The organism is Nonomuraea sp. NPDC004580 (assembly GCF_040609855.1).
Lineage (GTDB): Bacteria > Actinomycetota > Actinomycetes > Streptosporangiales > Streptosporangiaceae > Nonomuraea > Nonomuraea salmonea.
In genome coordinates, this window is record NZ_JBEXLH010000051.1 from 36,509 (window position 1) to 50,287 (window position 13,779).

Annotated in this window: 8 protein-coding genes and 1 pseudogene; 4 read left to right on the forward strand and 5 right to left on the reverse strand. The window is 71.2% G+C overall.

Going from position 1 to position 13,779, the window contains the following annotated elements:
- Positions 1 to 69 precede the first annotated feature (69 nt).
- Positions 70 to 1,384: pseudogene (locus ABZW11_RS35275) on the forward strand (GH1 family beta-glucosidase).
- On the opposite strand, the gene ABZW11_RS35280 reads toward ABZW11_RS35275, so the two are convergent.
- Complete coding sequence (locus tag ABZW11_RS35280; RefSeq protein WP_355426946.1) at positions 1,366 to 2,262, reverse strand: hypothetical protein; 897 nt, start codon at positions 2,260 to 2,262, stop codon at positions 1,366 to 1,368. The pseudogene ABZW11_RS35275 and the gene ABZW11_RS35280 sit on opposite strands and share 19 nt — an antisense overlap.
- A gap of 203 nt (positions 2,263 to 2,465) precedes the next feature.
- On the opposite strand from ABZW11_RS35280, the gene ABZW11_RS35285 reads away from it, so the two are divergent.
- Positions 2,466 to 5,495, forward strand: coding sequence for a M14 family zinc carboxypeptidase (locus ABZW11_RS35285; protein ID WP_355426949.1), 3,030 nt, complete (start codon positions 2,466 to 2,468; stop codon positions 5,493 to 5,495).
- A 123-nt stretch (positions 5,496 to 5,618) separates the two neighbouring features.
- On the forward strand, positions 5,619 to 7,052 hold the full coding sequence (locus ABZW11_RS35290; protein ID WP_355426951.1) for an aldehyde dehydrogenase: 1,434 nt from the start codon (positions 5,619 to 5,621) through the stop codon (positions 7,050 to 7,052).
- Between the two features lie 221 nt (positions 7,053 to 7,273).
- Here the strand turns inward: ABZW11_RS35290 and ABZW11_RS35295 are convergent, their stop codons facing one another.
- From ABZW11_RS35295 to ABZW11_RS35310, 4 genes are all read right to left on the reverse strand, one after another.
- Positions 7,274 to 8,026, reverse strand: coding sequence for an alpha/beta fold hydrolase (locus tag ABZW11_RS35295; RefSeq protein ID WP_355426954.1), 753 nt, complete (start codon positions 8,024 to 8,026; stop codon positions 7,274 to 7,276).
- Between the two features lie 49 nt (positions 8,027 to 8,075).
- A complete protein-coding gene (locus ABZW11_RS35300; RefSeq protein WP_345389116.1) occupies positions 8,076 to 8,441 on the reverse strand; it encodes an AMP-binding protein in 366 nt (121 codons plus the stop codon).
- 77 nt (positions 8,442 to 8,518) lie between these two features.
- Positions 8,519 to 10,933, reverse strand: a complete 2,415-nt coding sequence (locus ABZW11_RS35305; RefSeq protein WP_355426957.1) for a LuxR C-terminal-related transcriptional regulator — start codon at positions 10,931 to 10,933, stop codon at positions 8,519 to 8,521.
- A gap of 52 nt (positions 10,934 to 10,985) precedes the next feature.
- Positions 10,986 to 11,729: an AMP-binding protein gene (locus ABZW11_RS35310; RefSeq protein WP_355426960.1), complete on the reverse strand. Its 744-nt coding sequence runs from the start codon at positions 11,727 to 11,729 to the stop codon at positions 10,986 to 10,988.
- A gap of 199 nt (positions 11,730 to 11,928) precedes the next feature.
- On the opposite strand from ABZW11_RS35310, the gene typA reads away from it, so the two are divergent.
- A complete protein-coding gene (typA, locus tag ABZW11_RS35315; protein WP_355426963.1) occupies positions 11,929 to 13,779 on the forward strand; it encodes a translational GTPase TypA in 1,851 nt (616 codons plus the stop codon).

Sequence of the window (13,779 nt, forward strand, 5' to 3'; positions counted from 1 at the left end):
GTGATGCCGAGTCAGGGTCTCCGGCCCCAGATAACATGAGCCCCACTCGGGTAGCAGCGGAGGCCCAGGATGTTTCTGTGGGGTACGGCCACGGCGGCCTACCAGATCGAGGGCGCGACCGGCGAGGACGGCAGGGGCCCCTCCATCTGGGACACCTTCGCCCGCGAGCCGGGCCGCACCCGCGACGGGCACACCGGCGACGTGGCCTGCGACCACTACCACCGCTGGCGCGAGGACGTCGCGCTCATGGCGGACCTCGGCGTCAACGCCTACCGCTTCTCGATCGCCTGGCCGCGCGTGCTGCCCGACGGCGCGGGCGCGGTCAACGGGCGCGGCCTCGACTTCTACGACCGCCTGGTGGACGCGCTGCTGGCGGCGGGCGTGCAGCCGGTGCCGACGCTGTTCCACTGGGACCTGCCGCAGGCACTTGAGGACCGGGGCGGCTGGCTGAACCGCGACGTCGCGGAGCTGTTCGCCGACTACGCCGGCGTCGCCGCCGCCCGCCTCGCCGACCGGGTGCCGCTGTGGATCACGCTCAACGAGCCGTTCGTGCACATGGCCTTCGGGTACGCCATGGGCCTGCACGCCCCCGGCCACGCCCTGATGACCGGCGCCCTGCCCGCCGCACACCACCAGTTGCTGGCCCACGGCCGCGCGGTGGCGGCGCTCAGGGCGGCCGGCGCGTGCCAGGTGGCGCTGACCAACAACTGCACCCCGGTCTGGCCCGCCTCGTCGCGGGAGCAGGACGTACGGGCCGCCGAGGCGTACGACATCCTGCACAACCGCCTGTTCACCGACCCGGTGCTGACCGGCGCCTACCCCGACCTGTCGGCCTACACAGGCGACCTCGGCTTCGTCAGGGACGGCGACCTGGAGGCCGTCTCGGCCCCCCATCGACGCGCTGGGCATCAACTACTACAACCCCACCCGCATCGCCGCCCCCACGGACGCGGGCCTGCCGTTCACCGACGCCGGCATCACCGGCCACCCCACGACCGCCTTCGGCTGGCCGGTCGTCCCCGACGGCCTGCGGGAGCTGCTCACCGGCCTGAAGTCACGCTACGGCGCCGCGCTCCCGCCGATCCTCGTCACCGAGAACGGCTGCTCGCAGCCCGACGTCCCCGGCGCGGACGGCACGATCGACGACGCCGGCCGGATCGCCTTCCTCGACGGTCACATCGCCGCGCTGCGCCGGGCCATGGACGAGGGCGTGGACGTGCGCGGCTACTTCGTCTGGTCGCTGCTCGACAACTTCGAGTGGGCCGAGGGCTACCACCAGCGCTTCGGCCTCGTGCACGTGGACTACGCGACGCAGCGGCGCACGCCGAAGCGCTCGTACCACTGGTACCGGGATTTCCTGAAGGCTCAGAACACCGACACGTGAACGTGGTCGTAGTGGTTGGCCGTCACGCCGCCACGGTCGGACATCGGGTCCCAGCCGCCGCCTGAGCGGATGTCGTAGTAGCGCTGCTTCCAGATGATGTACATGACGCCGATGCGGGCGCCGTTCCTGATCAGCCAGGCGGCCAGCGCGTCGCCGTTGGCCGCGTCGGAGCCGGCGGCCATGGTGCCGCCTCTGGACATCATGAAGTCGCAGGCCCGGCCCTTGCCGTGTTCGCCGGGGTCGCCGGGGCGCAGGCAGCCGACGCCGTACTTCATGGGGAAGTTGGCCATGATCTCCGCGCGTACCTGGATCATGCGCTGGGTCAGGCCCTCGGCGCCGCCGGGCTGCTGGAAGCCGTACTTGGCGAGCAGTTTCTCGATGTCGGTGCGCTTGGCCTGGAGCCGCTTGATCTCCTTGGCCAGCTTCTCGACCTTCTTGTTGGCGTTGAGCTTGGCCTGCTTGGACTTCTCGATGAGCTTCTTGATGCTCTCGACGCGCCTGGCGCGCTCGTTGGCCATGTACGCCATGTTCGCCGCCTGCCCGAGCACCTTGTACGGGTCGCCGGACGGCGTGAGGAGCTGGATGCCGTCGATGGGCCCGACCATGTAGGAGGTCTGGGCGATCCGGCTGACCTCCTCCTGGGCGGCCTTGAGCTGGGCCTGCAGGGTGCCGGACGTGGCGCTGGCGCGCCTCACCTGGAGCTTGATGTCCTCCAGGCTCTGGAGCTGGCCGCGGTAGAGCTTTTCGAGCTGGGCCGCCTGCTTGGTGAGCCTGCGCAGCTCAGCGGGCGAGGGATCGGCTGCGGCGGAAGGCGGGGTGGGGAGTCCGAGCAGCCCGGCGAGCACGGCGACGAGAACGGCGAGCCGCCAGATCCTCACACCCGTCCCCTCCCCTCATAGACGGACCGAAACTATAGAAGATGATCTTGATTCCTGTCATCCGAACGACCGAACTGCTGCACCTTTGATGGGTTTTTCTGGCTTTTGTCCGACTTAAGCCCGACCTAAAAGTTGGGCCTTCCCGGGAGCGCTCCAAAGGTCTGAGATGGCGATCGATTCCCGTCTCTGCGAAGGGGCAGACCGTGTCTCGATTACTGAAGCTCACCGCGGCCGTCACCCTCGGCCTGGGCACGTCCGTCGTGGTGGTCACGCCGCCCGCGCACGCGGCCGTGGCCCCCCTGCCGCCCCGCGACCGCATCGAGCTGTACGAGCTCGACAGCCCGCCGGGCACCGCCCAACTGCTCAGGGAGAAGGGCTTCGACGTCGTCCAGCAGGAGCACGCGGACGGCAAGGAGCACATCGAGCTGACCGCCGACCGTACGGACCTGGACGCCCTGGCCAAGCTCGGCCACCGCCCGGCGCCGGTGCGCAACGCTCAGGGCCAGACCCAGCTGGAGGCCGCGCGGGCGCAGGCCGCCGGCGGCTACGCCGTCTTCCGTTCCTACTCCGAGCGCGGCGGCATCGCCGACCAGCTCAGGGCCATCGCCCATGCCCACAAGGACGTCGTCAAGGTCCAGTCGATCGGGAAGACCCTGCGCGGCCAGGACATCCTCGCCGCCAAGGTCACCACGGGAGCCCGATCGCTGCCCGACGGCCTCAAGCCCTCGGCGCTCTACTCGGCCACCCAGCACGCCCGCGAGTGGATCGCGACCGAGGTCGACATGCGGCTGCTCAAGTACGTGGTCGCGAACAAGTCGAAGCTGCGCGACCTGCTCAACAAGGTCGAGCTGTGGTTCGTCCCCGTCGCCAACCCCGACGGCTACGACTTCACCTTCACCGAGGGCAACCGCCTGTGGCGCAAGAACCTGCGCGACGTGAACGGCGACGGCCAGATCACGACGGGCGACGGCGTCGACCCCAACCGCAACTTCCCGACGAACTTCCACTACGACGAGGAGGGCTCGTCGAGCATCCCGAGCAGCGAGACCTACCGCGGCACCGGGCCGGCCAGCGAGCCCGAGACCAGGGCCATGGACGGCCTGCTGCGCCGGGTCGGGTTCGAGACGCAGCTCAACTACCACTCCTACGGGCCGCTGCTGCTCTACCCGAGCGGCTTCCAGATCGCCACGGAGACCGCGGACAACCCCATCTACGAGGCGCTGACCGGCGACGACACCCGGCCCGCCGTCCCCGGCTTCGACCCCGACCTGGGCGCCGAGCTCTACACCACCAACGGCGACACCAACGACCACGCCCACTCCACGTACGGGACGCTGTCGTGGACGCCCGAGCTGAACGAGGGCTGCGACGGCTGCGGCTTCGTCTTCCCCGACGACGAGGCGCTGGTGCAGGCCGAGTTCGAGAAGAACCTGCCGTTCGCGCTCGACGTGGCGAAGTCGGCGGTCGACCCGGTCGAGCCGGTCAGCCACCTGGGCAACAGGACGCCCGACTTCGTGCTCGACCCGTTCGAGGTCAGCCACGGCAGGAACCAGGTCGTCCAGGTCAACGCCAAGCGCAAGCTCGGCCCCGTCTTCCTCAACTACCAGGTCAAAGGCGGCAGGACGAAGACCGCCCTGACCAAGGAGTGGAAGGGCGGCGAGCGGTACGGCAAGGGCTACGACCGCTACTACCACCGCCTGCGCGGCACGATCACCGGCACCAGACCGGGCGACGAGGTGAAGGTCTGGTTCACCTCGATCGGCAGGAAGAGCGGCGGCTTCACCTACACGGTCGCCTCCGACATCGGCGGCAAGGTGCTGGTGCTCGCCGCCGAGGACGTCACCGGCCCCAGCCCCGCGCAGGAGGGCACCGAGGCCAAGTACGCCGGCGTCTACACCGCCGCGCTCCAGGCCGCCGGCTACAGCACCGACGTGTACGACATGGACAAGACGGGCCGCAAGGCCCCGCACCCGCTCGGCGTGCTCAGCCACTACAAGGCGGTGGTCTGGGAGACCGGCGACGACATCATCCCGAGGTCGCAGGGCCAGGCGCCGGGCACCACGTCGAAGGCCGGCGTGGACACCGAGCTGGCCGTGCGCGACTACCTCAACGAGGGCGGCAAGCTGCTGCACGCCGGGAAGTACCCGTCGTACGCGGCCAACTTCAACGGCTCCTACTACTACGAGCCGGACCAGCCGGGCAACCCGGAGTGCACGGTGCCGGACGACCCGCCCTGCATCCCGGTGTTCAACGACTTCCAGCAGTACTGGCTGGGCGCGTACGTGTTCTTCGACGACGCCGGCACCGACCAGGCGACAGGGCAGCCGTACCCGCTGAGCGGGGTGGGCGGCGCGTTCGACGGCTATAACGCCACGCTGGAGCAGACTCACACCAACTCGTTCGTGGCCACCTCTGCGGTGCTGCCCGCCGCGCGGTTCCCCAGGTTCGCCAGTTCGGCCCCGGTGAAGTGGGGCAGGCCAGGTGGTCCGTTCGACCCGCACACCGGCTCCTGGGACGTCTACAGCGGCATCGCGGACGTCTCCTGGAAGCGGCTGACCACGACGATCGACCTCACCGGCAGGACCAGTGGTGAGCTGTCGTTCTGGACCTCGTACGACACCGAGTTCCACTGGGACTTCCTGACCGTCGAGGCGAGGACGGCGGGCGGCGACGACTGGACCACGCTGCCGGACGCCAACGGCCACACCACCCAGGAGGTCGGTGACAGCTGCCTGGTCGAGAACAGCGGCGGCTGGCGCACGATCCACCCGTTCACGCAGCGCTACCAGGGCGTGGACTGCGAGCCGGCCGGCAGCTCCGGCGCCTGGCACGCGGCGTCGGGCAACTCGGCGGGCTGGCAGCAGTGGCGCGTCGACCTCACCCCGTACGCGGGCAGGCAGGTCGAGGTGTCGATCTCGTACATCAGCGACTGGGGCACCCAGGGCGCGGGCGTCTTCCTCGACGACGTCACGGTCTCCCTGGACGGCGCGGCGGCCGGGACGACCTCGTTCGAGAGCGACCTCGGCGGCTGGGCGGTGGGCGCGCCGCCCGAGGGCACCTCGCCGTCGATCAACAACTGGTTCCGTACGGACCAGGTCTTCGAGGAGGGCGGCGGCATCACCACCGAGGACACCGTCTACCTCGGCTTCGGCGTGGAGAGCGTGACCGATCAGGCGGCGCGTGCGGACCTGCTCAAGAGGTCCATGCGGCACCTGCTCGGACCCTCGCGCTAGAGCCCCTCCGAGGGGTGCGGCCCCGCGCCGCACCCCTCTTGCATGCACGGACAGAACATGGTTCGGTCACCTTGAGGCACACCCGTAGCAAGCAAGCATTCGGTCAAGCAGGAGGTCCACGTCATGCGCCAGCACGACACGCTGTTCATCGGGGGCGAATGGGTGGCCCCAGCGGGCACCGGGACGATCGACGTCATCTCCCCCCACACCGAGGAGGTCGTCGGCCGGGTGCCCGACGGCACCGCCCAGGACATGGACCGCGCCGTCGCCGCCGCCCGCGAGGCGTTCGACCACGGGCCGTGGCCGCGCATGACGTTCGCCGAGCGGGCCGAGGTGATCGGCCGGCTGGCCGCGATCTACAACGAGCGGCAGGGCGAGATGGCCCAGCTCATCACCGAGGAGATGGGCTCGCCGATCACCTTCTCCAACCTCGCCCAGGCGCCGCAGCCGCTCGGCATGCTGCAGTTCTACGCCGAGCTGGGCAAGACGTTCGAGCAGGAGGAGCAGCGGCCCGGCATCTTCGGGCCGATCACCGTGCGCAGGGAGCCCGTCGGCGTCGTGGCGGCCGTGGTGCCGTGGAACGTGCCCCAGTTCGTCACCATGACCAAGGTCGCGCCCGCGCTGCTCGCCGGGTGCACGATCGTGCTCAAGCCCGCGCCTGAGACGCCGCTCGACGCGTACCTGCTGGCCGAGTGGGCGGCCGAGGCCGGAGTGCCGGCCGGCGTGCTCAACATCGTGGCGGCCGGCCGCGAGGCCGGCGAGCACCTCGTCTCGCACCCCGGCGTGGACAAGGTCGCCTTCACCGGCTCCACCGCCGCCGGCCGGCGCATCGCCGCCATCTGCGGCGAGCAGCTCAAGCGGGTCAGCCTGGAGCTGGGCGGCAAGTCCGCCGCGATCATCCTCGACGACGCCGACCTGAACGCCAGCATGGGCTTCCTGTCGATGGCCTCGCTGATGAACAACGGGCAGGCGTGCGTGGCCCAGACCCGCATCCTCGCCTCCCGGCAGCGCTACGACGAGGTCGTGGACGCCATCGCCGGCATGGTCACCTCGCAGCCCGTCGGCGACCCGGCCGACCCCGCCACCGGCATCGGCCCGCTCGTCGCCAAGCGGCAGCAGGACCGCGTCGAGGGCTACATCAGGATCGGCATGGAGGAGGGCGCCAAGGTCGTCGTCGGCGGGCTCGACCGGCCGCGTGACAAGGGCTGGTACGTCTCCCCCACCGTCTTCGCGGGCGTCTCCAACGACATGCGCATCGCCAGGGAGGAGATCTTCGGGCCGGTGCTCGCGGTCATCCCGTACGAGGACGAGGCCGACGCCGTACGCATCGCCAACGACAGCGACTACGGCCTGGCCGGCACGGTGTGGACGGCCGACTCCGAGCACGGCATGGAGGTGGCCCGCCAGGTGCGTACGGGGACGTACGGGGTGAACTGCTTCATGCTGGAGACCAACGCCCCCTTCGGCGGCTACAAGGCCAGCGGCATCGGCCGCGAGCTGGGCCCCGAGGGGCTCAACGGCTACCTGGAGTACAAGACGATCGCCCGCCTGGGCTGAGCCGTGCGTGAGAGGGGCCTCCCCCCCGGAGGCCCCTCTCGGGCGGACCTAGCGCGCCCCCGCGACGCTAGGTCCCGCCGGCGGCGGAGCACCATGCGTGACGCGACCGCTACAGACCGACCACAGCAGTATGTCCCACGGCAAGCACAACGACACTTTGCTCCCCCGGAGACTTTCTCCCGGCGGTTTCCATCCGTACGCCGCAGGATGACGGGTATTACTCAGGAAGGGTGAGTTGTCAGCCACTTGCCGATCCGGCGGACGAGATCGGGGGTCGCCGCCGACTCCGCGTGCCCGAAGCCGGGCTCCACCCACAGCTCCTTCGGCTCCTTGGCGCCCGCGTACAGCTGCTGGGCGTGATCCAGCGGGAAGAAGTGGTCGGCGTCGCCGTGCACGATCAGCAGCGGCACCGGCGAGATGAGCCCGGCCGCCTCGTGCGGCGGCATCGGGATCGGGTCCCACTGCCCGCGCGCGATGCGGGTGCGCTTGGCCACCCTGGCCGCCCACCGGCCGACCGGCTGCTCGATCGCCCAGTGCACCTGCCGCATCGGCCGGGTGCCCCGGTAGTACCAGCGGGCCGGGCCGCTCACCGCGACCACCGCGTCCACGCCGCCGCGCAGCCCCGCGTGCCGCACGGCCACCGCCGCGCCCATGGAGAAGCCCACCACCGCGACCCGCCGGTAGCCGATCACCCTGGCGTGCCTGACCGCCGCCTCCACGTCGAGGATCTCCAGGTCGCCGACCGTGGTCTCGCCGCCCGAGCGGCCGTGGCCCCTGAAGTCGAAGGCCACCACGCCGCCGTAGCGGCTCAGCACGTGGACGATGCGGCGGGCGCTGCGCTCGCGCCACGAGCCGGTGAAGCCGTGCGCCACGACGATGCCGAGATCGGTGCTGGTAGAAGGGGTGTGCGCGGCGTCGATGCGGACGCCGTCCTCGGTTCTGAGCATGACGGGGAAGCTGGGCGCGAACGGCATGACATGAGCTTAGATTCGCCGTCGCCCGGTCCTCGCGCGACCCTCCAGCTCAGGGGTGCCGCGGCACCAGATCGGCCATGCTCACCACGATCCGCACCCGCGACTCCTCGGCCGCGTCGAGCGCCTCGCGGACGTTGGAGATCATCACCCGTGCGCCGCTGTCCAGGATGCGCCGGCGCAGCTCGGCCGCGTCGAGATGGGCGGGCAGCGGCCACACCACGCCGCCCGCGGCGATCACCGCATCGGTCGCCACCAGCAGGTCGGGCCCGACCGGCAGGCAGATGAGCACGGTGTCACCCGCGCGCACCCCGCTGCGCCGCAGCTGGACGGCCGCGACCGCGGACCGCTCGTCGAGCTGCTCCTCGGTGAGCTTCAGGCCGGTGCCGGAATCCACCATCACGATGCGCTCATCCATGGGGAACACCGTAAGGAGGGTGACCTGTGCACACATGGGGCGGAATATGCAGATCCGTATGCAGAAGCGGCCGCCCCCTACGGGGCGGACCTGGGCTGTTCCGCCGCCCACACCGCGATCTGCGCCCGCGAGGTGTAGCCCAGTTTCTCCATGATGTTGGCGATGTGGCGGGCCACCGTGGCCGGGCTGATCACCAGCTCCTCGGCGATCGCCCGGTTGGACAGGCCACGGGTGAGCAGGCCGGCGATCTCCAGTTCGCGGGCGGTCAGCAGCGAGCGCCTGACCGGCTCGGCCGGCGCGGGCGCCGCCGCCGGCGGCCGCGCGCCCTCCAGCACGTGGCGGGCCGCGTCGTACGGGCGTATCGCCCTCCCCCGCGACCACAACGCGGTGGTGCGGCCCTCGCCCAGCTTCGTCCTGGCCCGGCCGAGCAGCTCTTCGATCCTCCTGGTGGCCGCGTGCTGGCCGATCGACTCGCGCAGGACTGCCGCCGCCGCTGCCGCCGGCACCGCGCCCTCGAGGTCGCCCTCGCACTCGGCCAGCACCGACAGGCCCACCAGGCAGCGCGCCACCCCCTGGCGCTGCCCGGTCGCCAGGTCCAGCGCGAGGCCGGCGGCCAGCCGCTCGCGGGCCACGCCGAACTCGTGCAGCAGCGCCGCCACCCGGCCGATCCTGGCCAGGCAGCGCGCCAGCTCAAGGTCGCCGCCCAGCTCGCGCAGCCACGGCACGGCCCGCTCGTACTGCTTCTTGGCGGTCACCTGGTCACCCCTGGCCTCGGCCACGGAGCCGAGCTGGGCGGCCGTCCTGGCCATGATCCAGCGGTGGCCGTGCTCGCGCGCCCGCGCCAGCGCGTCCTCGCCGAGCCGCTGCGCCTCGCGCAGCCGGCCGCGCACCAGCGCCACCGCCGACAGCCCCGCGAGGCCCGCCGCCTGGTTCCAGGTGTCGCCCGAGCCGATGGCCAGCGCCAGGCCCTCCTCGGCGTGGTGCAGCGCCTCCTCTGCGCGGCCCATGCGCAGCAGCACCACGACCATGAGGCTGTGCATGACGCAGCGCGGGAACACCTGGCCGGGAGGCAGCCCGGCCAGGCTGCGCCCGGCCATCTCCAGCGACCTGCTCAGCTCGTCGCGCGCTTCGAGCCCATAGGCGAGGTACGCCTGTGAGTGGGCGACCTCCTCGGCCGGCACGTCACCGGTGTCGAGCGAGAGCAGCCGCTCGACCCAGCCGACGATCTCCGTCACGTTGCCGCCCAGCGGCAGCAGGCCCGTGCTCGTCCGGCACAGCCGCAGCCCCATGACCACGTTGCCGGACTCGGCGGCCCAGTCGAGCGCCAGCCGCTGGTCGTCCAGCAGGCCGCGGCTCGCCCTGGCCGCCGCCAGCCGGCGCGACCACGGCTGCCTGGGCTCCACCATCTCGACGGCGAAGTGGCGCTCCATCAGGTCGCAGAGCACGTGCAGGTGCCGCTCGCGCAGCGCGCCGCGCTCGCCCGCCCGGTCGAGGCGCTCGAGCGCGTACCGCTTGATGGTCTCCAGCATCCAGTAGCGGCCGCGGGCGCCGTCGCAGAGCACCAGCGACTTGTCCACCAGGCCGCCGAGCAGGTCGAGGATCTCGTCGGCCGCGACGGGCGGCGCCGCGCACACCCGCTCGGCCAGCTCCAGGTCGAAGTCGCCGGCGAACACCGACAGCCGCCGCAGCAGCACCTGCTCCCGGGGCGAGAGCAGGTCGTAGCTCCACTCGACGGTCGCGAGCAGCGTGCGCTGCCGGGCGGGGGCCGTGCGCCCGCCGGTGGTCAGCAGCGAGAAGCGGTCGTCGAGCCGGCCCGCGATGCGGGCGGGGCTCAGCACGGTCGTACGGGCCGCGGCCAGCTCGATCGCCAGCGGCAGCCCGTCGAGCGCCCGGCACAGGCGCACCACGTCGGGCAGGCTCTCCGGCCCCAGCCGGGTGCCGGCCGCCGCCGCCCGGTCGAGGAACAGCCGCACCGACTCGGCGTCGGCCGTGGCCTCCTCCGGCACGTCGAGCGGCGGCACCCGCCAGATCAGCTCGCTGGCGATGCGCAGCGGCTCTCTGCTGGTGGCCAGCACGCGCAGCGACGGGCAGGCCGACACCAGCGCCGCCGCCACCTGTGCCGACCTGTCGACGAGGTGCTCGCAGTTGTCGAGCAGCAGCAGGCAGCGCTGGTCGCGCAGCCGGGCCGTGACGGTGTCGAGCAGCGGGGCGCCCTGCTCCTCCGCCACGCCGAGCACCTGGGCGACCTCCCGCTCGACCAGCTCGGGCCTGGCGATCCTGGCCAGCTCGACCAGCCAGACGCCACCGGGGAAGGACGGCACGAGCCCGGCGGCGACCCGCAGGGCCAGCCGGGTCTTGCCGATGCCGCCCACCCCGCACAGCGTCACCACGCGCGTCTCGCCGATCAGCTCGCGCAGGTCGTCGACGTCACGCTCGCGCCCGACGAACCGGTTGGGCTCGACCGGCAGGTTGTGCCGGGGGGAATCTGGCATGTGCTCACCCTGCGTCGCGGAAGGATCACACTCTCCCACAGTGTCGCACTTCTCACAGGCCAAGCGAGCTGACGACCGCCCTTTCGTCGACGACCCGCAGGGTGGGGTCGCCCAGCAGCCTCCTGGCCAGGTCGTAGGGGGCGACGACCACCGTGGCCCGCCGCTCCTGCGCCAGCACCCGGCAGCCCACCAGGCTCGGCTCGTGGGCGACCACGACGTGGGCGCCCGCCGTCATCGCTAAATCGATCGTGCGCAGGCCGCGGAACGGCTCGCTGACCGCGCTGATCAGCACGTCGTCCTTGCCGACGACCAGGCGGGTGGCGAGCCTGCGCAGGTCGGTCGCCAGCTCGGCGTTGTCGAGCAGCCGGGTGCCGTCGAGCGTGAGCGCGGGCCCGGCCAGCGGGCCGAACTCGACCGCCGCCGGCCCCACCAGCTCGTTGAACGGCCTCGCCCCCGCGACGGGACGGAAGGAGAAGACGAGGTCGGCCTTGACCGCGGCCGGGTCGTAGCGGTCGTAGGTGATCGAGATGCGCGACTCGCCATGGCTGCCGAGCACGGCGATGCCCCCTGCCCAGGCCACCGCGTGCACCGCCACCGGCAGGGCCGCGCCCAGCGGGACGTCGACGAGCACCCGCTCGCCGTAACGCAGCCCCTGCGCCTGCAGCCCGGCCGCCGCTCTGGTCACCCGTCTGGCGAAGGCCGCGTAGGACAGCACCTCGCCGGTCCTGACGTCGCTCACCGCCGGCTGATCGCCCTGCATCGGTGCCGCCGCCATCACGAGCTCTGTCCAGGTCATGCCGCCAATCTAGGGATCCGGGCCGCACTTGCCATGCGCAGGATTGTGCAGGCCGCTATGTAGTCGCGGACCGTCGCGGACCATCGCGGGGGCCGTCGCTGAGGTTCCCGGCTCGCGCCTGCCAGCCGAGGGGATCAACTAGACTTATGAGGTCGCGACTTCGCGCGGCCGCCCCCACGACACAGAGCGAGACGTCATCATGCCTTTGAACAGCCGCGACGACCTGCGGAACATCGCGATCATCGCGCACGTCGACCATGGCAAGACCACACTGGTCGACGCCATGCTCTGGCAGTCCGGGGCCTTCCGCGCCAACCAGGACGTCGACGACCGCGTCATGGACTCCAACGACCTCGAGCGCGAGAAGGGCATCACCATTCTCGCGAAGAACACCGCCGTCCAGCACGGCGGCATGACCATCAACATCATCGACACGCCGGGCCACGCCGACTTCGGCGGCGAGGTCGAGCGCGGGCTGTCGATGGTCGACGGGGTGGTGCTGCTGGTCGACGCGTCCGAGGGGCCGCTGCCGCAGACGCGGTTCGTGCTGCGTAAGGCGCTGGCCGCGAAGATGCCGGTCATCCTGTGCATCAACAAGGTCGACCGGCCGGACGCCCGCATCAAAGAGGTCGTCGACGAGGTCTACGAGCTGTTCATGGACCTCGACGCCACCGAGGAGCAGATCGACTTCCCGATCGTCTACGCCTCGGCCAAGGCGGGCCGGGCCTCGCTGGAGCGTCCCGACGACGGCGGCATGCCCGACTCCGAGGACCTCGAGCCGCTGTTCGACATCATCAAGTCGACGATCCCGGCGCCCACCTACGACCCGAGCGCGCCGCTTCAGGCCCACGTCACCAACCTCGACGCCTCCTCCTATCTCGGCCGCATCGCGCTGTGCCGCATCCACCAGGGGGTCATGCGCAAGGGCCAGCAGGTGGCGTGGTGCCGTACTGACGGGTCGATCCAGCGGGTGAAGATCACCGAGCTGCTGATGACGCAGGCGCTTGAGCGCAAGCCGGCCGAGGAGGCGGGCCCCGGCGACATCATCGCGATCGCCGGCATCCCCGAGATCATGATCGGTGAGACGCTGGCCGACCCCGACGACCCGCGCCCGCTGCCGCTGATCACCGTCGACGAGCCGGCCATCTCGATGACCATCGGCACCAACACCTCGCCGCTGGTCGGCAAGGTCAAGGGCTCGAAGGTGACCGCCCGCATGGTGAAGGACCGGCTGGAGAAGGAGCTGGTCGGCAACGTCTCGCTGCGCGTGCTGCCCACCGACCGCCCCGACGCCTGGGAGGTGCAGGGCCGCGGCGAGCTGGCGCTGGCCATCCTGGTCGAGCAGATGCGCCGCGAGGGCTACGAGCTGACGGTCGGCAAGCCGCAGGTGGTCACCAAGGTCATCGACGGCAAGGTGCACGAGCCGGTCGAGCGGCTGACGGTCGACTGCCCCGAGGACTACCTGGGCGCGGTCACCCAGCTGCTGGCCGTGCGCAAGGGCCGCATGGAGCACATGACCAACCACGGCACCGGCTGGATCCGCATGGAGTTCGTGGTGCCGGCGCGCGGGCTGATCGGCTTCCGCACCGAGTTCCTCACCGAGACCCGCGGCACGGGCCTGGTGCACCACGTGTTCGACTCCTACGAGCCGTGGTTCGGCGAGCTGCGCACCCGCAACAACGGCTCGCTGGTCGCCGACAGGTCGGGCCCGGTCACCGCGTTCGCGATGCTCAACCTCCAGGAGCGCGGCACGCTGTTCGTCTCGCCCGGCACCGAGGTCTACGAGGGCATGATCATCGGCGAGAACTCCCGCTCCGACGACATGGACGTCAACATCACCAAGGAGAAGAAGCTCACCAACATGCGCTCCTCCACGAGCGAGGAGACGGAGAAGGTGATCCCGCCGCGGGTGATGTCGCTGGAGCAGGCGCTGGAGTTCATCCGCGAGGACGAGTGCGTGGAGATCACGCCCGACCACGTACGCATCCGCAAGGTCGTGCTCGACGCCGCCACGCGCGGCCGGGCAGCGGCCCGCGCCAAGCGCGCCTGA